Annotated in this window: 21 protein-coding genes and 3 pseudogenes; 6 read left to right on the forward strand and 18 right to left on the reverse strand. The window is 60.2% G+C overall.

Annotated elements, in window-relative coordinates; translation table 11 throughout:
* The first annotated feature begins 235 nt into the window (after positions 1-235).
* Positions 236-2,149, forward strand: coding sequence for an ATP-dependent nuclease (locus tag ACOYQJ_RS21330; RefSeq protein WP_422907996.1), 1,914 nt, complete (start codon positions 236-238; stop codon positions 2,147-2,149).
* A complete protein-coding gene (locus ACOYQJ_RS21335; RefSeq protein WP_316780880.1) occupies positions 2,146-4,062 on the forward strand; it encodes an ATP-dependent helicase in 1,917 nt (638 codons plus the stop codon). Before ACOYQJ_RS21330 ends, ACOYQJ_RS21335 begins: the two co-directional genes overlap by 4 nt.
* Positions 4,063-4,198: 136 nt before the next feature.
* On the opposite strand, the gene ACOYQJ_RS21340 is transcribed toward ACOYQJ_RS21335, so the two are convergent.
* The 5 genes from ACOYQJ_RS21340 to ACOYQJ_RS21360 form a co-directional block, all read right to left on the reverse strand.
* Positions 4,199-4,429, reverse strand: a complete 231-nt coding sequence (locus ACOYQJ_RS21340; protein WP_067296651.1) for a DUF6429 family protein — start codon at positions 4,427-4,429, stop codon at positions 4,199-4,201.
* Positions 4,430-4,479: 50 nt separating this feature from the next.
* Entirely contained in the window at positions 4,480-4,737 is a 258-nt protein-coding gene (locus ACOYQJ_RS21345) for a WGR domain-containing protein (RefSeq protein ID WP_299616613.1), read from the reverse strand.
* Between the two features lie 85 nt (positions 4,738-4,822).
* On the reverse strand, positions 4,823-5,755 hold the full coding sequence (locus ACOYQJ_RS21350; RefSeq protein WP_316780870.1) for a DUF2493 domain-containing protein: 933 nt from the start codon (positions 5,753-5,755) through the stop codon (positions 4,823-4,825).
* A gap of 370 nt (positions 5,756-6,125) precedes the next feature.
* On the reverse strand, positions 6,126-7,157 hold the full coding sequence (locus ACOYQJ_RS21355) for a DUF7146 domain-containing protein (RefSeq protein WP_422907997.1): 1,032 nt from the start codon (positions 7,155-7,157) through the stop codon (positions 6,126-6,128).
* A gap of 3 nt (positions 7,158-7,160) precedes the next feature.
* Complete coding sequence (locus ACOYQJ_RS21360) at positions 7,161-11,540, reverse strand: strawberry notch-like NTP hydrolase domain-containing protein (RefSeq protein WP_422907998.1); 4,380 nt, start codon at positions 11,538-11,540, stop codon at positions 7,161-7,163.
* Positions 11,541-11,716: 176 nt separating this feature from the next.
* On the opposite strand from ACOYQJ_RS21360, the gene ACOYQJ_RS21365 reads away from it, so the two are divergent.
* The 3 genes from ACOYQJ_RS21365 to ACOYQJ_RS21375 all read left to right on the forward strand — a co-directional run bounded on the left by ACOYQJ_RS21365 (position 11,717) and on the right by ACOYQJ_RS21375 (position 13,309).
* Complete coding sequence (locus tag ACOYQJ_RS21365) at positions 11,717-12,010, forward strand: hypothetical protein (RefSeq protein WP_422907999.1); 294 nt, start codon at positions 11,717-11,719, stop codon at positions 12,008-12,010.
* Positions 12,011-12,173: 163 nt separating this feature from the next.
* Positions 12,174-12,707, forward strand: coding sequence for a helix-turn-helix domain-containing protein (locus ACOYQJ_RS21370; protein WP_422908000.1), 534 nt, complete (start codon positions 12,174-12,176; stop codon positions 12,705-12,707).
* Positions 12,704-13,309, forward strand: a complete 606-nt coding sequence (locus ACOYQJ_RS21375) for a mobile mystery protein B (protein ID WP_422908001.1) — start codon at positions 12,704-12,706, stop codon at positions 13,307-13,309. The genes ACOYQJ_RS21370 and ACOYQJ_RS21375 overlap by 4 nt, the downstream gene beginning before the upstream one ends.
* A gap of 34 nt (positions 13,310-13,343) precedes the next feature.
* On the opposite strand, the gene ACOYQJ_RS21380 is transcribed toward ACOYQJ_RS21375, so the two are convergent.
* The 10 genes and pseudogenes from ACOYQJ_RS21380 to ACOYQJ_RS21425 form a co-directional block, all read right to left on the reverse strand.
* Positions 13,344-13,988, reverse strand: coding sequence for a DUF8835 domain-containing pootine (locus ACOYQJ_RS21380; RefSeq protein WP_422908002.1), 645 nt, complete (start codon positions 13,986-13,988; stop codon positions 13,344-13,346).
* The gene (locus ACOYQJ_RS21385; protein ID WP_422908003.1) at positions 13,981-14,400 is read right to left on the reverse strand and encodes a hypothetical protein; all 420 of its coding nucleotides are present in this window, start codon (positions 14,398-14,400) and stop codon (positions 13,981-13,983) included. Before ACOYQJ_RS21385 ends, ACOYQJ_RS21380 begins: the two co-directional genes overlap by 8 nt.
* Before the next feature lie 78 nt (positions 14,401-14,478).
* A complete protein-coding gene (locus tag ACOYQJ_RS21390) occupies positions 14,479-14,676 on the reverse strand; it encodes a hypothetical protein (protein ID WP_422908004.1) in 198 nt (65 codons plus the stop codon).
* A 1-nt stretch (position 14,677) separates the two neighbouring features.
* Positions 14,678-15,062, reverse strand: a pseudogene (locus tag ACOYQJ_RS21395) (DUF6915 family protein).
* A gap of 11 nt (positions 15,063-15,073) precedes the next feature.
* Positions 15,074-15,566 (reverse strand): annotated as a pseudogene (locus tag ACOYQJ_RS21400) (DUF6878 family protein).
* Positions 15,567-15,670: 104 nt separating this feature from the next.
* Positions 15,671-16,189, reverse strand: a complete 519-nt coding sequence (locus ACOYQJ_RS21405; protein ID WP_422908005.1) for a DNA repair protein RadC — start codon at positions 16,187-16,189, stop codon at positions 15,671-15,673.
* A gap of 96 nt (positions 16,190-16,285) precedes the next feature.
* Positions 16,286-16,786 (reverse strand): hypothetical protein, encoded by a 501-nt coding sequence (locus ACOYQJ_RS21410; RefSeq protein WP_422908006.1) that lies wholly within the window; start codon positions 16,784-16,786, stop codon positions 16,286-16,288.
* Positions 16,787-16,876: 90 nt separating this feature from the next.
* Positions 16,877-18,076 (reverse strand): DUF932 domain-containing protein, encoded by a 1,200-nt coding sequence (locus ACOYQJ_RS21415; protein WP_422908007.1) that lies wholly within the window; start codon positions 18,074-18,076, stop codon positions 16,877-16,879.
* A gap of 266 nt (positions 18,077-18,342) precedes the next feature.
* Positions 18,343-19,098, reverse strand: a complete 756-nt coding sequence (locus ACOYQJ_RS21420; RefSeq protein ID WP_422908008.1) for a hypothetical protein — start codon at positions 19,096-19,098, stop codon at positions 18,343-18,345.
* 222 nt (positions 19,099-19,320) lie between these two features.
* Positions 19,321-19,725, reverse strand: a complete 405-nt coding sequence (locus tag ACOYQJ_RS21425; RefSeq protein WP_297778172.1) for a single-stranded DNA-binding protein — start codon at positions 19,723-19,725, stop codon at positions 19,321-19,323.
* Between the two features lie 425 nt (positions 19,726-20,150).
* On the opposite strand from ACOYQJ_RS21425, the pseudogene ACOYQJ_RS21430 reads away from it, so the two are divergent.
* A pseudogene (locus ACOYQJ_RS21430) lies at positions 20,151-20,465 on the forward strand (H-NS histone family protein); the annotation flags it as partial.
* A gap of 294 nt (positions 20,466-20,759) precedes the next feature.
* On the opposite strand, the gene ACOYQJ_RS21435 reads toward ACOYQJ_RS21430, so the two are convergent.
* Genes ACOYQJ_RS21435 through ACOYQJ_RS21445 form a run of 3 tightly spaced genes read right to left on the reverse strand, consistent with a single transcriptional unit; the run spans position 20,760 to position 23,381 of the window.
* Positions 20,760-21,134 carry a ubiquitination-like system serine protease family protein gene (locus tag ACOYQJ_RS21435; RefSeq protein ID WP_422908009.1) on the reverse strand — a complete coding sequence of 125 codons (375 nt, stop codon included), beginning with the start codon at positions 21,132-21,134 and terminating at the stop codon, positions 20,760-20,762.
* Position 21,135: 1 nt separating this feature from the next.
* The gene (locus ACOYQJ_RS21440) at positions 21,136-22,527 is read right to left on the reverse strand and encodes a ThiF family adenylyltransferase (RefSeq protein ID WP_422908010.1); all 1,392 of its coding nucleotides are present in this window, start codon (positions 22,525-22,527) and stop codon (positions 21,136-21,138) included.
* Positions 22,527-23,381, reverse strand: coding sequence for a multiubiquitin domain-containing protein (locus ACOYQJ_RS21445; protein WP_422908011.1), 855 nt, complete (start codon positions 23,379-23,381; stop codon positions 22,527-22,529). Before ACOYQJ_RS21445 ends, ACOYQJ_RS21440 begins: the two co-directional genes overlap by 1 nt.
* Between the last annotated feature and the right edge of the window lie 9 nt (positions 23,382-23,390).

Here is a 23,390-nt window from a genome sequence, read left to right on the forward strand (position 1 = left end):
CAGCATGGAAGCCTATTTCGCAGGTGCAGTATTGTGTTCGGCCCATAGCCGACATCCGAACCCTGTCGGTGCCGCCCGGCGATATACCTGAAAGCGGACACCCAACTCTTGCGGAACGGAAAACCACCCGATCCGTAAGACACGGCTGCCGCCGTCGGCGGATGCGTGCGGTTCAAGCTGTGCAAAGCGCCGTTCTCTCGGTATCGTTGGCCAAGGGCGTAAGGGATGTTCAATAGTGCAAATAAGTCGACTTAAAATATCAAACTTTCGCTCTATCAAAGAGGCAGAAATTCAGTTTGGTGCGGTTACAGTCCTTATAGGGACCAACAACGCCGGGAAATCGGCAATACTGGAAGCGATCCGCATCGCGCTGACCAGACGGTGGGGACAGCGCGGAACCGGATTCACTGAATATGATGTGCATCTATGCGACGGCAGGCCAGATCCAAAAGTCGGCGATCCAGTTGTTATCGAGGTCGAGCTCCAGGAGGCTGTAGCCAACGAGTGGCCCGAGGACCTCCAAGGCGAACTAGAAGACATCATCCAGCTCGACCCGGTAACCGGCCGTGCGTCGATCATCATGCGCGTCAGCTGCTCATGGGACGCGGCCGAAGAGAGTTTCGTTCCACGATGGGAATTCCTGAACGTCGACAGGAACCCACTCGCCGGGCGCGGCGCCCGCGCCGTCAATCTCCAGGAATTCTTCCAGTTTCTGCCTGTATTCTACCTTGAGGCGCTTCGCGACGTCACAGACGAATTTTCCTCAAGGAGCCAATTCTGGGGCAAGTTGCTTCGGACGGTGCAAATTCCCGAGCCTCTCGAACAGAGATCAAAGCGTATTTTCGATCTCTTGAATCGACGCCTACTCGATGCTGATCCGCTTCTGACCAATCTTGCCACCGGTCTTTCCCATATCAGTAGTGTCGCCGCCTCCGACGCACCGGGTCAAGCTGACTTACGGCTGTTGCCCCTCAATACATGGGATATCCTCTCGAAGGCGGAGGTCATCTATCAGACGGAGGGCGGCAAACCGTGGCTCCCGTTGGCGCGGCACGGTCAAGGTGTGCAGAGCCTTTCTGTGATGTTCCTCTTCAAAGCATTCGTTGAACTGATCCTTAGCGACCTGTATCGGCCTGAAAGCACGGCTGTCTTGGCGCTGGAGGAGCCGGAGACACATCTTCATCCGCAGGCGGCCCGCAGCCTTTGGCGTCATATCAGTGAACTGCCAGGCCAGAAGATCGTAACAACACATTCGCCGTACTTCCTTCAGCACGTTCCCTTCCGCGATATTCGCGTTGTCCGTGTCGAGGCCAACGGCACAACGGTGAGCTCACTCCCTCGGCAATTCCGCGCGCCCGTTCCGCATGTTCCTCAGATCGACGCCATCATCGCCGACTCTGACGGAATCATCACCTATGACCGCAGCCTCAACGAACTCGTTTTATCCGGCACGTTGCCCGAAAACCAGTATCGCAATCTCCTCGTGGCCTATGCCGGACGCCCCGACACGCAGGGCATCCACGCTGCACTGCGAAAAGCATGCGATGCATCGCAGGAGTTTATCTCTGACGCAGAATTGGAGAAACTCGGGACATTTGCCCGGCGAATCCGCGGCGAAATTTTCTTCGCACGCCGATGGCTTCTCGTTGAAGGGCAATCCGAATACCAACTTGTTCATGGCATCGCCAAAGGCTTGGGCTATGATCTCGATGAACACGGCGTCGCCGTCATCGATTTTCAGAATAATGGCAGCCCGGAAATTTTTGCGGTACTTGCACGAGCGCTGGGTTATCCATGGCTTGCCGTCGTAGACGGAGACCACGCAGGGCATGATTACATCGCCAGGATCACCGCCAGAAATTTCTCTGCCGCAGAAATCGCACGACGTACCTACTCTTTGCCTGCCGGATTTCTTGAGCAGCAGCTCGTAGAAGATGGTCTGCAAAACGAACTAAAAGCGATCCTCGTCTCTTTTGGAAATGCAGCGGCGACGGACTTTGACAATGAAACGTTGATTTCGGCACTCGAGAACGACAAGAGTGGCTATGCTGCTGTTCTCGCGAAACAGTGCGCCGAGAACCAGGCGCTGGCTCAGCGCATGCCTGCACCGTTCCGCGATGCAATCCTGGCACTCAGAGGCCTCACATGACCGATTCCTCCCTCAGCGTCGCATTGTCAGAACTGACCGAGGCTCAAAGCGTTGCTGTCGCTTGGCGCGATGGCCCGATGTTCGTTCTCGCCGGCCCCGGCTCCGGTAAGACCCGAGTGTTGACAACACGTGTCGCCAAATTGCTCGCCGACACGCCGGATCGTTCGTTCCGCGTCCTGGCTCTAACCTTCACCAACAAGGCCGCTGACGAAATGTCCGCCCGCGTCACTGCACTGGTACCTGAACAGGAGCGCCGTGCTCTCATCGGGACCTTTCACTCGTTCTGCATGCAGATGCTGCAACAGCACGGCTCCCACATTGGCATCAACCCTGATTTTGCGATCTACTCGCTCGACGTAGATCGTCAGGAAATTCTGCGCGACGCGATCAAACAAGCGGGCCTGAGGCCAGACGACGTTCGGCTGCTGTCTACCATTGACAAGCTTAAGTCGCAGCTCATCCAGCCGGCAGGCTCGGCCCGATACTTTCGTGATCCGTCTGATGGCTCACGCGTGGAGCAGGTATACGCCGCTTACGAGGCGGCGCTCACCCAAGCCAACGCCCTAGATTTTGGTTCGCTCATCGCCCAAGCTCATCGGCTAGTCACAGCCTTCCCCGGCATTGCTGGACGCTATCGCAAGACCTATGCCTACTGGATGTTCGACGAGTTTCAGGACACTACCGACGGGCAGTACCGACTAATCCGCGCGCTTGCCGGCGAGGATTTCAGGAATGTCTTCGCCGTTGCCGACGATGACCAGATCATCTACCAGTGGAACGGTGCGAGCTACCAACAGATCCAGCGGTTCCGGGCCGACTTTTCCCCGCAGGAATTGCAGCTTCCTACAAACTACCGTTGTCCACCTGCAATTGTTTCTGTCGCCAACCGTCTTGTGGTCCACAATCTGCAGCGCACGACTGCCAAGCAGCCGCTGGAGGCGGGCAAAACCTCGCTGAAGTATCCCGATGAACAGCACATCTGCGTCCTACGCTATTCCACCGACGACGTGGAAGCCGCGTCGATTGCGGAAGGCATCGCCAAAATCGACCGCGCTCAATGGGGAGAGGTCGCGGTACTGGCCCGCACGCGCTACATGCTCGAAAAGCTTCAATCCGCCCTAACGCAAAAGCAGGTCAACGCGGTCATTTCTCAGCGCCGCGATGATTTCAGATCACCTCAATTCCTATGGCTCGCTGCCGTACTTCGCCAAGGGCTGCGTCCGCTTGATCGACGTGCGCTGGAAATCCTGACCGGCGCTTTCAATCGTTGGTTTGGCACTGACGCCCGTGTCGATCTCATCGTTACCGCCACCGAACTGACCGAACGCTCCCTGCTCGATGAATGGGCGGTAGCGGTCAAAGCCGGGCTTGGAGATGACGTCAATGGCAACGCTCTCGTCGACCTAGCTGCAACCTTCGCAAAGGAGCCCGCGCGGTTCAGGCAGTTTGTTGATGCAGTCCTCGCGATGATCCCGGCGCAGGACGATGAAGCCAGTGACATTGCAGAAGACCGGGCGGCTTGGTCCGATCTTGTGAGAAGTATCGGTAAAACCATCGGCCGCGATGCGCCGCTTGAACAGTTTCTTCAGGAACTGGCCATCCGCTCAAAGGAGGCCCCAGTCGGCAGCAATACCGTGACCCTTATGACGATCCACGGCGCCAAGGGGAAGGAATTCGATCATGTTTATGTGGTCGGACTGGCGGAGGACATCTTGCCGAGCTTTCAAAGCCTGAAAGCAGGCGAGAATAGCGCTGAAATGGAAGAGGAGCGACGCAACTGCTTCGTGGCTATCACGCGTGCGCGAGAGTGGCTCTGCCTCTCCTATGCCGACAACTATCGGGGATGGAATAAGCAGCCGTCACGTTTTTTACTTGAGATGGGTTTCTCGTTGCCCGATCAACCATCGCAGTGAAGCTCTGATCAATTCAGCACCAAGTGGCTGGCACGCAGGACAATGATGACGACCCTAGGAATGTCCGCTCAGGTCATTGCACCAAGCCTCCGGCGCAGAAGCAGCGAACAACTGGAAGGTCCCACAAAGCCGCCCGTCACTCGGCCTTGCTGAACTCCCGCGCGAGAATTTCCCGCGCATGCGCGACCCCTTCTGGGGTCAGGCTCAGCGATTTCGCCTTGTTTTTGGGATCAAAAATCAGGCCTTTCTCGAAAAGCCGGTTGGTGATGGCCCAATCGATTCCCTTCCAGACCTGATCGCCGTAATGCAGCGTCAGGCTAAGGATCGCGAGAGCCGCATCATCGATCTTGTCAGTGTCGAGTGCCATCTCCCCCTCGTTTTCCTGTGTCTGCCCGCTTTTCGAACCGCGGCCGCGCATCATGCATAACCCCGCCGCTTCTTTATCGCCGCAAGTTTCATCAGCGCGGTTACGGCGCGCCCTTCATCTGGATGCTGCTCAATCATCATCTGCCCGCGCGCGCCAATGCGGCCCCATTCGCGCACCAAGCTGGCGCCCCCAAAGAGATCGAGCTGAATGCTCATGCGGTAAAACCGCCGCATGTTGCAGGCTGGATCGATCCGCCGCATCTGCAGGTCGGTCGGGAACACCTCAAGTTGAGCGACAGAGTGAGACATATCGTGATCCAGCAGGCTTTCTTCCAAAATATCAGGTGGAAGCCTGCTCTTCCACCTCGATTTCCCCGCGAGAGGAAAAGGGGGCTCATGCCCCCTTCTCGAACTTCATGACCGGGATGCCGAGCTTTTTGGCCTTGTCAGCAAGGTTCTCCTGGATGCCGGTGCCCGGAAAGACGAGAACACCCACGGGGAGCACATCCAGCATCGCGTCGTTGCGCTTGAAGGGCGCGGCCTTGGCGTGCTTGGTCCAATCGGGCTTGAAGGCCACCTGTGTAACGCCCCGGGCCTCGGCCCATTTGGCGGCGATGAGCTCTGCGCCCTTCGGGCTACCACCGTGCAAGAGCACCATATCGGGATACTTGGTGCGGACCTGATCGAGCTTGCCCCAGATCAGGCGGTGATCGTTGAAGTCGGTCCCGCCGGTGAGGGCGACCTTGGGGCCTGCGGGCAACATCACCTCGGTTTCTGCGCGGCGCTTGGCGGCCAGGAAGTCGCGGCTGTCGATGAGCGCCGCGGTCATGTGCTGACGGTTCACCATCGAGCCGGTGCGGGGCCGCCAGGTCGATCCAGTGTGATGGACGAACTCGGTGGCGGCGTGATCGCGCATCATGTCCATGCAGTTCCGACGTTCGATCAGGGTCAGGCCTTCGGCCGTCAGGCGTTCGAGTTCGGTGGATTTCACCTCGGAGCCGTCCTGCTCCCGCTGGAGGCGGCGCTGCACCTGCTCGTTCTCGTCGAGCGACCGCTCAATCCTCGCCGTGGCGCGGTGAAAGAGGTTGACCTGGCCCCAGAGCACCTCTTCGAGGTCGGGTTCCATGCGGGTGTCTTCCAGGGTCGCGACGAGGGCATCGAAAATGTCTGCGACGGCGACCGCAAGGCGCTGCCCATCGGGCATTGGGCGCGGATCGGGCTCATCAAAGGGGCGGTAGCCGTAAAGCTGCAACTCGTCGAGCGCATGGGCGGTCTGGGATGCGGTGTGGGCGGGTTCATACGTGTCGTCGTGAGTGTGGATCGTCATCAGTTTCTTGCCTCCGGGCCTGTCTCATCCGCGCGACAACCCGCGCGGCCTTCATGGGCTGCGAAAGCTGTCACTGGGGACGCCCCCTCACCCCGCCTTCGGGGCCGGAACGCATGTGGAGGAGGGCGGCAGGCAAGCTATTTGTTTCGCGATGCAAAGCGGGGGCTCGTCCCCCGCGGCGGAAATAGCTTGCCTGCCGCCCTTGATGAGGCGTCCCCTTTGACGGCCGCCTGCCCATCTCTTGAAGGCCGCTCGGGTGTCGGGTGGATGAGATTTACCCGGGAAGAGGCAAAGGTGATGATCCACACCCGCGACAGGACTGCAGGACCCCTACCCCCTCTGCCCCTGACCGCCCCCTGCGCGATGCGGCTCAGCCCAACAGGCGTTGGCGATCCTCAAGCCCGATCTGCCCTGCCAGATGCTGGCGCAGCGCCTCCTTGCCGTTCGCGCGGAGATCATCGTTGAAATCTCCGAGCAGCGGTTCCAACACCCGAACGGCAATCCCGACCTCGGTTGCTCTGGCGCTCAACCTCTCTGCCGCGCGTTGCCCGGCCGGATCGCGGTCGATGGCGATGTAAAGGCGCTGCAGCCCCTTCGGCAACTGGACCGCCCCGAGGTGACCCGACGAGAGCGCCGCCCAGACGGGAAGGCCGGGGGCCGCTTCGGACAGGGACAGCATGGTCTCGATGCCCTCGCCGATCACGAGGATGTCATCATGCGGGGTCAGCCTGACGGCATTGCCGAGGAGGTGACCCATGGCACGCCGCTGCGTCTCGACAGCCGCCTTTCCCTGTCCGTCAGGCGCCAACCAGGTGCGATGCACGCCCTGCAAGGCCCCTGCCCCATCGGTGACAGCCGCGATCAGCGCCGGTCTGGGGATGCTTCGGGTCTGACCCTCATCCCGATGCCAGCACTTCGGGTGGAAGCGCAGCGCGCTCATCGTGCCGCCTTGGGTGATGCCTCGGGAGCGGAGGTAGGTGTCGGCAAGCGTGCCTGCGACCGGCACCGAGGCTGCAAACAATCGCGCCGCCGCCGCTGGCGTGCCACCGGGGGCTTTGGCCTTCTTCGGCACTGGCGTATTCGGGAGGGACGGCTGGGGACGGCCTAGATGCGCACGGGCCTCGGCCAGAAGATCGGGAAAGCGCGAGATCCCGGTTCGCTCGCGGATGATATCGAGGAGATCGCCATGCTCACCCGTGGCGCCGTCCGTGAACTTGCCGGCAGCACCCGGCCCTGACGCAGGCCCAGTCAGCCGCACGAAGAGCGACCGGCCAGGGTTGTTCTGCAAATCGCCCACAATCCAGTAGGACCCTTCCCGCCGTCCGGCGGGAAGGTAGGCGCGACACACGCTCTCTGCGTTCTCCGCCAGACCGCGGATCACATCTTCAGTCTCAGAATACATGGCTCAGCACCCTCCGCGCGCATGTAGTTCTGTCACAGGACAACGTGCAAGCAGACGATCAAGCACTGCGATGCCGCTCGAGTCTGTTGGGCAGAAGAGCCGCAGTTTCCAGCTGATGATCTCCGAGAAGAACCCATCTGCCTTCAGCCGGTCCTTGGCGGCACCCAAAAAGCCGGACAGTTCGATCCGGTTCACCCCCATGACGCGGGACCGGTGCAACTCCATCCCCTCGGCCAGCCGCACCACGGTCTTGCCCTCCAGAACGAGGGCATGAACCTGTGCGGCTGTCAGCTGCGGCGCGTCAGCGGCCAGCGTGGCCGCGACCCAAGACGGCGAGACGCGGCGACCGATGATGCGCTGACCATCGTCGGTTTGTAGCCGGTAGACGCGGGTCTCGTCCTGCGGCAGTTGCTTCCAGATCGGCAGCAAAAGCCCCGCCACGATATGCAGGGTGGTTTCCGAGAACTCCGGCACTTCAGCCAGTTCCGCGGTCCATGCGGCGGCGAAGGCCGCCCGATCTGCTTCGAGCCAATGGGTGTCCTCCATCATCCGGGCAGGGACAGTGCTGGCCTCCGTTGGCCGGATCAGCCGCAAGCGGGGCTCGATGGTGCCGTCATCCAACATCAGGCTAGTGGCTGGAACCTGCACCGCCGCCCGGCCCGAACGGCTGTTGACCAGCAGGCGCGCCTTTGGATCACCGAGCCAGTCCAGCGCATCGGCCAGCGAGGTCGGCGTATTGCGCCGCTTCTCCGCGATGGTCAGCAGTTGGGTTTCCGCGCCGGAGCCGGGATGGGTGTAGATCACCCGTGCGTCCGTCACCTGAAAGCTCTCGGCGCGCAGCGTCTCGAGCCCGAGATCATAGACCCCGGCCGCGATAGCGCCCTCGATTCGCTGGTCGAGGAGTTCCTCGAAGGCCGCGAAGAGCACGGCCTGCATGTCGATCGTCAGCGCCAGCAGGCGATTGAGGAAGGTCGTGATCGGGGGCAGATCATCCTTCAGCCCATTGTCATCGGTCAGGCTGAGACCTGTGGCATCCTCGAAAGCGCCAAGTGAGCACCCCGCGACATCGCCGCGATAGATGCGGCGGTAAAGCTGGCGCAAGGCATCGCGGGCATAGGGAGACTCCAGATTGTCCTCGGGCCGGAACAGCCCCTGCCCGCCGGTTTGACGCTGGCCGCGCGTGATCGCCCCGAGCGTGTCGAGGCGACGCGCGATGGTCGACAGGAACCTCTTTTCTGCTTTCACATTCGTGGCGACGGGGCGGAACAGTGGCGGCTGCGCCTGATTGGTGCGGTTGGTGCGCCCGAGGCCCTGGATCGCGGCATCGGCCTTCCAGCCCGGCTCGAGCAGGTAGTGGACCCGCAGGCGCTGGTTCTTGGCGCCCAGATCGGCGTGATAGCTGCGCCCCGTGCCACCCGCATCCGAGAAGATCAGGATGCGCTTCTGGTCATCCATGAACGCGGCGGTTTCCGCGAGATTGGCAGACCCCGCCCGGGATTCGACCACGAGGCGCGCCGCATGCCCTTCGCCCTTGCGCACGATGCGGCGCGAGCGGCCTGTCACTTCCGCCACCAGATCAGTGCCGAAGCGCTGGACGATCTGGTCCAGCGCGCCGGGCACCGGCGGCAGCGAGGCCAGATGCTCGATCAGCGCATCGCGCCTGCGCGCCGCTTCACGACATTCCACTGGCTGGCCGTCGCGCGTGACGGGCCTCGAGGACAGGTTGCCTTCGCTATCGGTGAACGGCTCATAGAGCTGCACCGGGAAGGAATGGGCGAGGTAGTCCAGGCAAGCCTCTCTTGGCGTGATATCCACCCGCACATCGTTCCACTCGTCCGTGGGGATGTCCGACAGGCGGCGCTCCATCAGCGCCTCGCCTGTCGAGACGATCTGGATGACGGCCGCGTGGCCCGCGGCGAGATCGGCGTCGATGGCAGCGATCAGGGTTGGGGTTTTCATCGAGGTCAGCAGATGGCCGAAGAAGCGCTGCTTGGCGGATTCGAAGGCCGAGCGCGCAGCGGACTTGGCCTGACGGTTCAGCGTGCCAGAATCTCCAGTGATGTTCGCCGCCTCCATCGCGGCGGCGAGGTTGTTGTGGATGATGGCGAAGGCCCCGGCATAGGCATCGTAGATGCCGCGCTGCTCAGGCGTCAGCGTATGAACCAGCATCTCGTATTCGACGCCGTCGTAGGAAAGCGACCGGGCAGTATAGAGGCCAAGGGACCGCAGGTCGCGGGCGAGGACCTCCATGGCCGCCACGCCACCTGCTTCAATCGCCTCGACGAATTCCGCGCGCGTCGCGAACGGGAAATCCTCGCCGCCCCAAAGACCGAGGCGCTGCGCATAGGCGAGGTTATGAACCGAAGTGGCCCCCGTGGCCGAGACGTAGACCACGCGGGCATTGGGCAGCTTATGCTGCAGGCGCAGGCCCGCCCTGCCCTGCTGCGAGGCCGTGACATCGCCGCGCTCGCCTTTCGATCCTGCGGCATTGGCCATGGCATGGCTTTCGTCAAACAGGATCACCCCGTCGAAATCCGCCCCCAGCCAGTCGACGATCTGGTCGACGCGGGATTTCCTGGCCCCGCGCTCCTCTGAGCGCAGCGTTGCATAGGTGGTGAACAGGATGCCCTCGGTCAGCGGGATATCCTTGCCTTGCGCAAAGCGCGACAGCGGCGTCACCAGCAAGCGTTCCTGCCCGAGTGCGGACCAGTCGCGCTGCGCATCTTCCAGCAGCTTGTCGCTCTTCGAGATCCAGAGCGCCTTGCGCCGACCCTGAGCCCAGTTGTCGAGCACAATCCCGGCCGACTGGCGGCCCTTGCCCGCCCCGGTGCCGTCGCCAAGGAAGAACCCGCGCCGAAAACGGATGGCGTCGGGATCGTCGTCCTTGGCGGCCGAGACCATATCGCCGGTCTCATCCACACTCCAAAACCCGGCGAGATGCGTGCCATGCGCTTCGCCCGCGTAGATCACCGTCTCAAGCTGCGCGTCTGACAGGAGGCCATCACACAGTACGGCAGCGGGCAGCTTGGGGCGATAGCTGGGTTTTGGGGGAGCGACCGAGGCCATGGCCGCCGATTGCACCAGCTTGGTCGGGTGCGGTTCCGCCCCCGGGATGTCGATCGCCTGCAGCCGGAAGGTCTCATAAATTGCATCCGACAAGCGCGTATTGGCACCGTCCTCGGTCGCATCGCGCAGCGTATAGGCAAGATCCTCGGCCTTGATCTGTGTTGCGGTGCTGGTGGTGGCTGTTGCGGACGTAGCGTGCGACCTGCCATTGGCGGTTCGCGTGGCATGGGCAGAATTTCCCGAAAAGGGGGAAAGAGGAGTTTGCGCGCGCAATACTGGCGTTTCCAGCGTCAGGCGCGGTGGGACATGGGCTGTGATCAGCGAGAGCAGGCTGGTCACATCAGGGCCTATAGGACGCGTCAGATCAGCGGTGATGCCACCTGCCTCACCACCGCGGCATTTGTCGAACACTGAAATCCGCGTCTCAAAGCTGGTGCCGTGTTTGGCGAAGGCCGCGCCGGACACAGCACCTGTAAAGACCAGATGCGCGGTCTCGCTCAGTCGGGCAAAGGCTTCAGCCCAGGCGGGAGCGTCGGGCGCGAAACTTGCGCCAGTAATGGCCACAAGTCGCCCACCTGGGGCAAGCCGCGCCAAAGCTGAACGGATGTGCCGAGCCGTCGCCGTTGTCGTGCGGCCATTGACATTGGCCAGAGCGGAAAACGGCGGATTCATCAGGATCACACTCGGGCGGAGGTGCGCGTTGAGGTAATCGTCGATCTGAGCGGCGTCAAAGCAGGTGACAGGGGATTCCGGAAACAGAAGGCGCAGCAGATCGGCGCGGGTCTCGGCAAGTTCGTTGAGCGCGAGGCTGCCGCCTGCGATCGTGGCCAAGATGGCCAGAAGTCCAGTCCCGGCTGAAGGCTCCAAGACCAGATCGCGCGCGGATATCTGCGCGGCCGTAAGTGCCGCGAACCCCATGGGCAGCGGGGTGCTGAATTGCTGGAAACGCTCCATCTCTTCCGACCGCCGGGTATGAGTTGGCAACAGGTTTGATACCTTGGCAAGGATCGGCAGCAAGGCTGTAGGCGATCCAGCCCGGGCCAACAGCGCGCGACCGAATTTCCGCAAGAAGAGGACCAGCGCCACCTCGCAAGCCTCATAGGCCAGCTTCCAGTCCCAGGCGCCTGTCGCATCTGAGCCGCCAAAGGCGTGCTCCATCTCAAGGCGCAGGCGCAGCCCGTCGATTTGGAAGCCCTGTGCCAGGTCGGGTTGCAGCGCTTCAGCAACGGCGATGATCGCTGCAGCAGTATCTGGGGAGGGGATTGAGGCGACGGGCGTAAGCGCGCGCGCAGGCGCAACGGGGGCGAGGTGGGTCATTTGGAAACTCCGGGATGAGGGACAGGATCAGGCCCGGACACCCTCTTTCGGGCACCCTCAGGCCTAACCTTCCCCGGCCCTCCTCTTTCTCTCAAACGCCTTGATCTGGACAGCCAGCTTGATTGTGTTCCTGTTATGTTCTATGTTTAGAAAAAAGCCAGAAAGGGAATTCCCCGATGGAAAACACCATTTATGCCCTGCCCGCGACGCCAAAGCAGATCGCCTATGCGCGATCACTGGCACTGCGCAATCAGACCCTACTGCCGTGGGATGTTCAGCAGGATCGCCGATCCCTCAGCGCCTGGATCGAGGCGCAGGCCAAGCTGAACCCTGTCGCGCAGGACGACCGCCCAACCTCAAAGCAAGTCGCCTTCGCCGAGCGTCTCGCGCGCATCAAACGGCGCGCCGTGCCGGATGAGTGCTTTCGCGACAAGGGGCTCATGTCAAAGTGGATCGACGGGAACAAGTGACTGTATTCTAATGGATGAAGAAGCAGGAAGCGTACCTGAGTTGTTTCGATTCTAGCTGAGGCCCGTGATGGACCATCAGACTTGCAATCCCGTAGCATTGCAAGCATGGACTATCCGCCATGCTGTGGCAGATCATAATTGATATAGTTGAAAATCTATAGCATTGCGTAAATTCACTTTATGCCATACTGTGGCATGGCGGTATGGCCGCAAATGCAAGATCACAGGTTGGCAGATGTCGGTTACTCGAGCGAAGCAAAGACAGGCCCAAGAGAGGATCAACCAGGCTGCCAGCCTGGCGAAGTCGCTTGCAAAGCCGATCGGCGGCTGGATCGCCACCTTCCAGGAAGCGATCGGGATGAATGCCCCGGCCCTTGCTGAACGCCTCGGAATTTCACGAAACAACATCTATGCCGCGATCCAGAACGAACAGGCCGGAACCATCTCCGTGAACCAACTGGAGAAGATCGCCGAAGCCATGGGCGGCCGCTTTGTCTATGCAATCATCCCGCGCGAAGGCCCCGTTGAAGAGATCGTTCTGGCCCAAGCCCGTGCGAAGGCACGACGCATTATCCAGCGCACGCGGGCGCATATGGCTCTCGAAGAGCAGACAGAGGGTTTGCGCAGCGAAGCCGAGATGATCGAGGAACTCGCCGCCGACATTATCCGTGAAGGTCGACGGGATTTCTGGCAATGACGCTCGAGCTTCACGAACCTTACGGCGCCACCCCCCTGACGCCCGACGAGTTGCTTGGCCTCAAGGCCAAGCATATTGCGACGCGCGGCGAGCTGAACGAACTCGAAGGGGAGAACATCATCTCAGGCCTTACCTGGCTCGACCGGCGCCCAAAATCGTTTGACGTCCTGACAGATGCCGCGGTGCGCGAAATCCACAAGCGTCTTTTCGGGGAAGTCTGGGACTGGGCCGGCGTTTTCCGTCTGACCGACAAGAACATCGGGGTGCCGGTCTGGCACGTCTCTACCGAGTTGCGGACCTGTCTCGATGACGCCCGTTACTGGCGTGACCATAAGAGCTTCGATCCGCTGGAAGCAACGGCGCGCCTTCACCACCGCCTTGTCTGGATCCATCCCTTTGCGAACGGCAATGGACGTTGGGCGCGGATCATGGCGGACGCCTACTTGGCGAAGATCAATCCGGACATCTTCCTCGACTGGTCTGGTGGTGGAACGCTGAACGCCGAAAGTGCACACCGGTCAGCCTACATCGCAGCACTCAGAGCCGCCGATCAGCACGACTTCGAGCCCTTGGTGGCACTCGTGCGGTCACTCGCAAGGTAGCCGTCCGCTCCGACAGACAAGATGGCGTGGCGGTTCACCCGAACCGCCGTCCTCCTTTGGTGAAGGTATATTCATTGACAATGATCCCCTCCTCGATAGCCTCGTCAGAGGTGAGGTGGTCATACTCGGCCTGAAGCTGGCGGTAGAGCCAGCGCGCAAGGTCGCGAAGTGCCTCGGTCAGGATCTCTTCAGCGTCCTCGGTGGGCGGCTGCCAGTTCGGACTGTCCCGGGTGACATCCACGGACATGGTGTATTCGTGGTAATAGCGGCCGCGGTGACTGGCCTCAGCGACAAGCTGGTAGAAGTTCCGCCGCTGTACGGCCAACAGGCGGTCGGCGATGCCGTGCAACGTTGGATCCTGCGGGGCATAATTGCGGATGCGGGCGACCGCGCCCTTGGCGTGGCTGAAGTAGCCCTCGAAGCAAGCTCCATCCCCCTGTGACCAGAACCCTGAAAACCAGATGCAGGGTTTCTGCCTTGTCCCGCCGCCCATAAGGCGAACGAGGTTGGTCTTGAGGCGGATACCGAGGATATCGCAGATGCGCTCAAAATCCTCGTAGACGGCGTCCCACCAATCGTCGTGGGGCCCGAGTTCGCGATACCAACTGCGGGCCTTGTCCTTGGCGACGTCAGAGAGTTCGGGGAACTGGTAGACTGTCGTGCAGATCACCTCAGGCATCGACGTCCTCCCCGTTCAGCGCTGCGGCCAACCACTCTTGGGTGTTGGTCCAACCTGTCGTGGTGCGGTTGCCAAGGTCGATGACATGCGCGCCGCCGCCAAAAGCTCCAAGCCGTGCACGCGAGCAAGTGTTGGCATATTCGAACCCCCAGAGGCCGGAGAGATCGAGGTCTTCGGCAAGGCGCAATACGAAACGGATGACAGCCTCAATATCACCGTGGTCGTCATCGTGGATCCAAAGGACACTGCCCTCCGGTGCGTCCTGACGGGAAAGATCAAAGCCCGCGACCTCTGGCTCGTTGGCATCCTGATCTTTGTCGCGACACTGCTGGAACAGCGCGAGCGCGCGGGCAGCATTGTCGGGTGTGCCGACGTCGATCAGGCACGAAAAATGGGTGAAGTAGTCCGCCATAGGAACCTCCTGAAAATGAGAGTGACCCGGCCAATGGGCCGGGCACTGATTGTAATGTCTGGGACTAAGCTCGGCCGATCAGCTGGAAGGCTGTTCGGTCGCGGCCTGGCGCGCAGCATGCTGGAAGAGCATCTGTCGGTAGAAGCGCTTGCGTGCCGTCCGAAAACCGCGGACCGCGCGCGTGTCAGGGTGTAGTGCCCGGACCGCCGCGCGGACGACGGCCAAGGGCGACGCCGTCGGCGGCAGGCCGAGGCGCTGATAAGCGGAGTCGGTCATGTCAGGATACCTCGAACACGGGCGAAGCCAAACGAGGGACCATGTGCGAATCGAGCAATACCTCTATCTTTTCGGCTCGGCCCATCCACGGATCGGGCCGGATCGCTTTCACCCAGTCGGCGAAGCTTGGGATAAAACCCAAGTCTTCTTTCACGTGCTGTTCGCCAACCCACCGGGTCGGGATGACGCGCCCGGTAGACAGGGTGATCGTAGGCCCGAAGATCTTCTCGGCCATGAAGATGCCCTCGGCATGGTGGCGCAACGCACGGTGCCGGAAATCCGCTGTGATCGATTTCGAGGCGTCAAACCAAGCGTGCACGGCCAAGGTATCTTCGACCGTACCATTTCTTCACCGACGACAGGGCATGGTGATAAGGATGTGCCATCGTTAGCCCCCTCAGAAGTCGTGGGTGAAGAGTTCGGACGAGGTGAACCGCTCGTTGAACTCCAGATGGATGCAGCGCGCGCCCGCGTCGAAGCAAAAATTCGCCATAGGCACCGTCGTTGTTTTCCCACCCACCATGGGTGTCGCTGAGAAAATCGTAGACCAGCTGCTCGACGACAACTTCCAGAGAGAGGCTCCGCATTTCGACCTCGGGGGCGTCCCAGGTGATCGCGGCATAGGAGATTTCGGTTGCGGGGAAGACGACGGCCTTATCGCCGGACCAGGCACCGATGCTTTCGATCTGGCCGCTGTCACCGGCACCATCGAAAATCACGGTGACATGGGTGATGCCGGCTGCCATCAGGCCGTCGAACAGGCGGTCCTTGTTGCCGGGCCGAAGGGCCTCGATCCGGTCGGCCAGCTCGGCATGCCCGGTGAGGATCGCGCCGAAATCGACCGTGGAAGGCTGCAGAGGGGCTGAAAGAGTGGGTTCAGTATGGGTCATGGGAATCTCCGTTCAATGTGGACTGGTCAGACCCCTCGGGTGGCGCACTCTTCTGCACCCCCAAAGGCTCAAACCCTCCCCGGCCCTCCTCTGTCTCTCGAGTCTCACGCCGCGATCTGCAGCGCCCGGGCGGCAAACGCGCGCCACAGCGGATCGACAAGGCGTGCGTCCAGAAGATCGGCCCGGCGACGCAGCCGCTGCGCGAGATCGGATTCGTCCCATTCGGCAGCGCGGGCGGCTTGTGTGCGGGACTGGCAGGCTTCGATTACGACAGCGCGAGCCTCGACTGCGTTCGCAACAGGATTGCACCATGCGACTGCGCCGTCGCTGGCGGCCCCCGCCAGAACAAGGCGTTCGTCGCGATCAAGTATCGCAAGAAGCTGCGGAGCGGCATCAGGGCCGATATCTTCGGCATGGTCGATCGCCCCTCGCATGGCTTCGGCCAGCGTATCGAAACGATCCAGGATCTTGGGGTGCGCCTGTCCAGACATCATGGCGGCAGGCGTTCGCGTCGCAGTCGTCAACGTAAAGGATAAACAGGGATCGGCAGGCGTGTTCCGGAGCGCCGTCGCGAAGCCCGTCGTGCGTGTTATCGGTTGAGTCTGGAAAGGAAGATCGAACATGTGGGTATCTCCGACGGTGCGGGAAGCCTCTCTCCCCACTTCACCCGTCAAAGACCAAACAGCTGCCCTCTCACTCGAAGGAGCGACAACGATCCGTCATTTGGACGCTGGTAAATCGCTCCATCGAACCCGCAGGTAGCGACCTTCGCGTTTTGGCAATTCCTTTCGGTCGATCATTCGGCCCGACACCTGAAAGTCCTCGTTGATCTTCACGACCAATAGCTTGTTGAAATTTCCATTTGTGTCGACCACGACCACGTCTTTCGTTTTGAACGGCGTAATGGTTTTAACTTCCACGTGGTCGTTGCCAAGCCTTCCATCAGCCCCTTGGGCATAGGTTTTATTCAGCTTGATGCCGTATGTGATAGCGCCAAACAGTTCACCGATATCGCCGTAGACAGAAAGGTGAAGGCCCGTTTCCAGATGATAGCTCTCAGCAAGCGAGATAAGATCCTCAAAATAGGGGATCATGGACCTGATCGCGTTCGGGTATTTTGCGCCCCATTCCTTGTAGCGAAGCTGCTCGTCGATCTCCGACCAGGTAACCCATTCGCCATCATCGTAAAATGCGCGATCCGACCAATCTATTTCTTCCATTTATGTTCGCCCAACTTGAATCACTTCAAGCAAGTAGCAATTCAATTTGGCAATAAAGTGGCCGGAGGCAACAGAGCCTCCGGCACCGCGTCAGCCGACCCGGTCGAGCAGCTTCTTGGCGCGCCCCTCCATGTCGAGGCGGGCATCCTGCTGGGTCTTGTCGCGCGCCAGCCGCGTGATCCCCTGCACGAAGTCAAAGATGCTTTCCGGCGGGCGGCCCTCTTCCATCAGCACCTTCTCGATGATCTTGCCGCTCTCTGCCTTCGAAAAGCCGCGCTTGCGGAGGAAATCTGCGCGATCCTCGTCACTGCGTGCTACGATCTGCTGACGGGCCGCCTTGATGCCATTCACGAAGCCCTGTGGTGAGGAATTGGCAAAGCGCGTCAGCGCGGGTGCCGCCTCATGGGCAAAGCGAGACGCGGCGTATTTCGAGTGGCGGATGCGGATCTCCTGAAAATCCTCGACGCCCCAGAGGTTGCGGTTCTGGCACACGGCCCGCAGGTAGAAGCTCGCCATGCCGAGCGTCTTGGCTCCGACCTCCGAGTTCCAGCAATAGAAGCCCCGGAAGTAGAGATCAGGGGAACCGTCGGGCAGCTTGCCCGCCTCAATCGGGTTGCGATCGTCGACCAGGAACAGGAAGACATCGCGGTCCGAGGCATAGAGCGTGGTCGTGTCGCGGCTGATCTCGACATCGGGGTTGTAGACCCCGGTCGACCAATCAAGCACGCCTGGCACCTTCCAGCGTGTGTCGCCGGTGCCATTGCCCGCGATGCGCTGCACCGCCTCGACCAGCTCGAAATCGTGGATGCGGCCATAATCGGGGCCGGTCACAGCGCGCAGTTCCGTGCGCCCATCCTCGGTCTCGAAGGTTTTGACCTGCTCGGCGCGATGATTGGTCAGGCCATACTGCAGATTGATCCCCGCCAGCGGCGCGGGCAACTGCCGCAGATAGGAGGCCGGCGCGCCAACGATACTGGCAAGCTGGCCAAACGCCCAATGCGTCGGCGCAACAGGTTCATGCGCTTTCGGCAGCATCAGGTGCAGCCGCTCAGGGTTGTCGCGCGCGGCCTCGACCCGGATATCCGCCGTCTGCACCACCCTGCTGCGGCTGCGTTCCGACCGACCTTTCACATTGGCCCAGAGATCGTCGAGCGAGAGATACCGCTCGTCATCGGGCCGGTTGAACCATTCGGACGACACCCGCCCGTTCCGCTCACCTCGGCTCACATCAACCTTGTAACCACCCGTCCGTGCTGGCTGTACAGGGTCCAAAACTTCTACAACGCCCATCGGCATTCCTCCATGACAGGCACCGGGAGCCACTCTCCCAGCCTTCAACCCATCGCGAAAGCAACCAACCTCGCTCTTGCTCTCAAGATCTTGGCATGAACCGCAGAAATGCGGATGATGCGCCCTACGCTGACCTAGAAAGACAGCGCGCGCCCGGTGACGGCACACTTGCAGCGCAATGCAGGTCCGGGCCTTTCTGGCTAAGAACGATCGTATTCTGTGCGGATGGAAATACCGCCACATCGTTCGTCACTTTTCGGGTTTTGTTAGCCGTGGAAGGTAGGTGCGGCCCATTCCGGTGGGTCGTACATCTTCGAACGCTTTATCTCGCCGACGTAACCAGTAGTCTTTCGAAGCTTCTCCTTGTCCGCCAACCAAGTGGTGCGGTCCCGGTTTGGATCTGCCATGATTTGTGTAATCATCTGATGCGGATCAACAGTATATCGATATAAGCCTTTCTCATCATAGTTTTTTGACTCACCGGAATAAATTAGGCGCACCTCGCTTTCGTGCTTGAACGAACGCCGCTTCAACAACAGGCTTTTCGCAAACGACTCCACATCGAGATTCAATGTGCCACCATTATGGACATGGGCTTTTAGGTCTTTTTCGCGCTTGTACAGTACCTTGCCTATGAAACAGGTGTCCTGTGGCATCTTTGGATGTTCTTGGACAAGCGCATTAATGAGCTTGCGCGGCGTTGACCGGATCCGGAGAAAACGGTACTGCGGGTCGTTAGCGTAGATCCCCCACATCGCTTCCGAAAGATTTTCGCGCGTCCAACACTGACCCACGAAATCGTCCTGAAACCCGTATTCAAAGGGCTCACCATTCAGGATACCTCCCAGCTTGAGCTGAAAATTCTCGAACTTATCCTTCCAGTTATGAATCTGGCTCAGCACATTCTCTCGTTTGGCGAAGAGGCTAATTACATAATCTTCGGACATGATCCTGTAGATATGTTGATCGAGTTCTTTTTCGGTCAGATTGATAATACACCTATTCGGAATATCGGTGCCCATCTTTTGCTTCCCCCATTGCATGTCCGTCACGAGCAACATCACACGCTGCGATGCCACTCTCAAGTGATAGGCCTATCGGAAGTGCCTGCCGGTCGCAGCGCTCTTGAATAATATCATCGTGTTGCGGACCGAGTAGGTGTCGTTCGCGGCGTTCTTGCTGCGTTGCGGCAGAAGCGAACCCGGCGGCTTGCCCAGCCGGGTTCGAGGGGGAGACCCCGTTCCTCAGAACGGGATCTCATCGTCGCGGTCGACCAGCTCGGGGTTTTCGTTCTCGGCCGACTTCGGGCGGCTCAGAAAGTCGACCTTCTCGGCGATGATCTCGCAGCCGTAGCGGTCGTTCCCCATGCTGTCGATCCACTTGGTGTAGTGGATTCGGCCGTGGACGAGGACCTTCATGCCCTTTTCGCAATGCTCCGCGACCGTCTTGCCGAGCCCGTTGAAGCAGGTGATGCGGTGCCATTCGGTGTCCATGACCCGGTAGCCGTTGTCGTCGCGCAGCACGCGACCTTCCGAGAGGCGGGGGCGCGAGGTAGCGAGGCTGAAGTTGGTGATGTTGGTGCCGCCTTGAGTGGTGCGGGTTTCGGGTTTCTGACCGATGTTGCCGGCGAGGATGACGATGTTCTGCATAATAAGCTCCTGTGTTTCCTGTCTTCGGGACCGTCCCTTCGACAAGACCCTGAAAAAGCCCGTCGGGTGACGCGTGCACGGTGGACAGCATGGACATCGGAAACCCCCAAAGGCCCGGGGTGGAGCGGGCAGGACGCCACAGGCGGCCAACACGGCCCGGGCTGACGCGGGGTTGCGCGCAGGGGACCGAACGGGATTAGGGGATTGTCAGTCGAAGGGATGGACCAGAAGCCAGAGAGGCGCGGGGAGCCCATGCCAGACCCTGTCATCCTGCCAGTCGGAACCGCCTGAACCCAAACCCAGCACGCAAGGCAGCAGACACTTTGGATCAACCAACCCTCGCCCCCTGCACCCTGCCTACGGGAGTTGCGGGGTCATGCCACGACGGGAATCGATACCGGAACATTTAGGCCACGAGGCATAACATGGCTGACTACGACATCGAGGCGCTGTCGCTCACCGAGCTGAAGAAAATGCAGAAGGACGTCGCCAAGGCGATCTCCACCTAAGAGGATCGACAGAAAGCGGAAGCCCGCACCAAGGTGGAAGCTGTGGCCAGAGAAATGGGCTACTCTCTGGCGGAACTGGTCGGGACAGATAGCAAACCCAAGCGCGCCCCAGTCGCACCAAAGTACCAGCACCCTGACAACCCGGCCATCACCTGGTCCGGTCGTGGGCGTAAACCACAGTGGTTCGTGGACGCGCTAGCTGCTGGCACAACTGCCGGTGATCTGGAAATCCGCTCAGAGTTTACCAACCCTGCGGCTAAAGTGCCCGAGGCTGCGCGTTGCCTGACCCGGTCATTTTGGCCTGGCGCCGCGCAGGAAAAGAGTGGCCTCATCTGGGCAGCCAGTGTGGCTGACCTGCCCCCTTCGAGCGACCGTAACAGACGGCGGAATGCGGGCATTCGCTGCGGTCGGATTGTCTATCTCGCCATGTACTTAGCACCGCCGCCGAAATCTCGTCAGACGGCCCACGCCGGATGGTTACCCTAAAGCGGACCTTAGTCTGGCCTCTGTTTTTCAGGACAGCATCTATCGATTTCGCCTTTGCCCCAGATTGGAAGGCCGTCCACCCCGACACCAGTTTATCTCCCCTTTCTTGATCCAGAAATGGCATCCACATGCGTTCTTCTGGTGGATGGAAGGATGTACGGTGGGGCGGGACCAGAAATCTTCGGTGATCCGCCACCGCGGTCGTTGGTTTGGGTTAAGAGAAAGACTGATGAGTTCCCCGCATCCGCCCGGACAGTTAAGGCAGGCCCACTTCTTGATATCGCCGTTTTCTACGACGGTGAGCTCCTCCGGGGCGATCATCGACCGGTCTGGTATCTTTGGTGCGCGGGTCGTCAAAAAATCGAAACGCAGAAGATGCAACCGACGGAAAAGTCGTGTGATCATGTGTTTCATGTCAGCTCACCACATCCAAAAATGGTTGCATGTCAGCGCGGCCGAGCGTCGCTTCCTGGCTGCAACAAGGGCAATCCGGTTGCGGTTCAACCAAGGGCTTACGTTCGTCTCGGGCGTGAAATCGCCGCATGCGGGTTGGCAACATACCGGCCTCTCCGGCAAGTCCGGTTATACCCGCCAACCACTCATTGACCGCCATCGCTCCGGCCTCGGTCGTGAAAGTTACCACGGCTGGAGATGGATCGCCCTCGCCCAAGACGTAGGCTTCCTCTTTCAACCGCTGATAGCTATCGGGATCATCGCGTCGTAACGTTTCTTCCCGGGCTCGGCGCGGATCGACATATCCGCCGCACAGCAAGCAAGGGTGACCCGGCACAAGTGTCGAGACCCGGGCAAAGAGGTCGTATGCAGCTTCGGTCCGTCGCTGCATGGCCAGCCCGACGTCGATGACAGGGATGCCGTAAAACCTTGCAAATCGATTCAGAAACAGCCGACCTGCATGATCGTCTGTGCAACAGAAAATCACGTCGCAGGCTTTGAGTGCATCCCATGTCACCGGGTCTCCGGCCCAAGCGTCGACGCTTACCAACTTCATGCCGAGAGCCGATTCCTCGACAGTTCGTGCGTGAATATTGGTCTTTGGCAACTTCGCATCAGCATCTGATCGCCGCGCCCCGTGGAGGCGGTTGAGATTGGTCAGGTCCACTATGTCTTTGTCGAATTGGACTGCCTCTTTCACTCCAAGCCGCAAAAGCAGCGGTAACACCGCACTTCCAGTTGCGCCGCCGCCAGCGATTCCGCAGCGAAAGCCTGACACTTGCCGTGATGCATCGTCGCCGAAAAGCCGGACCTGACGATCCAAGAATTTCTCCGGAGTTCCAGTGAGACCAGAAATCCGTAAGCGAGGTCCAGAATGCAGAATACGTCCAATTTCGACAGCATTTTCAGTTGTTGTCCAGATCCGAGCGGCGAGGTCGCCATTCTCTGCGATAATAATGCTCACCAGACCCTGCATTCCCTTCAATAGGGCTGTGCGGGCGAGTTCGGCTTCGTTACGGTCATCCTGTTCGGAAAAACGCGCTTTGCCCTTCGGGTGGGTATGAACGAGAGCTGGGGTGAGGCCAGTCGTCTTGGCTTCGTTTAGTAGTCGCATGAATCCATCGGTTTGCCAGGTGACATGGCGCCCCGACGCCGACACGAGTTCGTTATCGCCAACCGGATCGAACCGATGCGAAACCAAACGCCGCCGAGGTTGATTTGACCATGGATCACACTCGATATCAGCAACGCCAAAAAGCATGTAGGCCGAGCGCTCCGATCCTGCCCCTGCCGCGAGCAGGGACTGGATTTGCGCCTCATGCGGCTCCAAAAGGATGAGGTCCATGGCATCCATCAGGCCCGTGCCTCCGCTAGAGCAGTTTGAACGCGGGCGACCATGGTTTGCAGACCATCGACCCCCGGACGCCAGGCAGTGTTGTGGCGCGACCAACGCTGCCAAACGCGACCACCAAAACGGTGCTCAACAGTACAAGCTTTTGGAACTTGGCCCGTGTCCACCAGGGTGAGCTTCGGCGAGACATAGAACATGTCCGGCGAGCAGTCGGGATAGCCCTTGGGAAGTAGGATCAGAACGTCAGCCGACAAATGGTCGAACTTGCCCGCCGGAAGCGGCACAGCTTTCAGGATGGTGCCTGTGTTGCCGCCCTCTGTCACTACTTCGAACTCATACCCATGACCGGAAAGGTATGTTTGGTCCTTCGACGGAAGGGCATCGCCCTCCGTCGTTTGATCAATCAGTGACACGAACCGCTCAACGCCGGCATCGGCCAGGTTAATTACATCCGTATCGATGATCTTCTTGTCATGCTGCCCTGGGATCTCTTGCCAGAGATTGTAGTTGGGCGGCAGTTTGGCCAGTTTGCGCAACACGAAGCCACTGACGCAGGCTCGGGGCCATTCGAGATCAGCGTCGTCGATTTTGAACTTGAAGCTGCGATCAGAGCGGGCGACCAGCACTCTCTCGATACCACGACCGCGCAGATCATAGCTTTCGTCGAGCCGGATGTCTTCGAAGTCGCCGTTGGGCAGGATTGCGATGGCCACATGTTCATCAACAGGGTGCCCATCAGCGGCTTCGATCAACTGGCGTCCCAGAACCTTGGGATCGTCGAAGACGTGTTTCTTGAAGTTGAGGTCCTCATCGGCGATGAGAACACGGAAGCGAGGATCATTTTCTTGCGGTTTCATATTTTTAGT

This window comes from Pacificoceanicola algae (genome assembly GCF_049341065.1).
In the GTDB taxonomy this organism is placed as follows: domain Bacteria; phylum Pseudomonadota; class Alphaproteobacteria; order Rhodobacterales; family Rhodobacteraceae; genus Pacificoceanicola.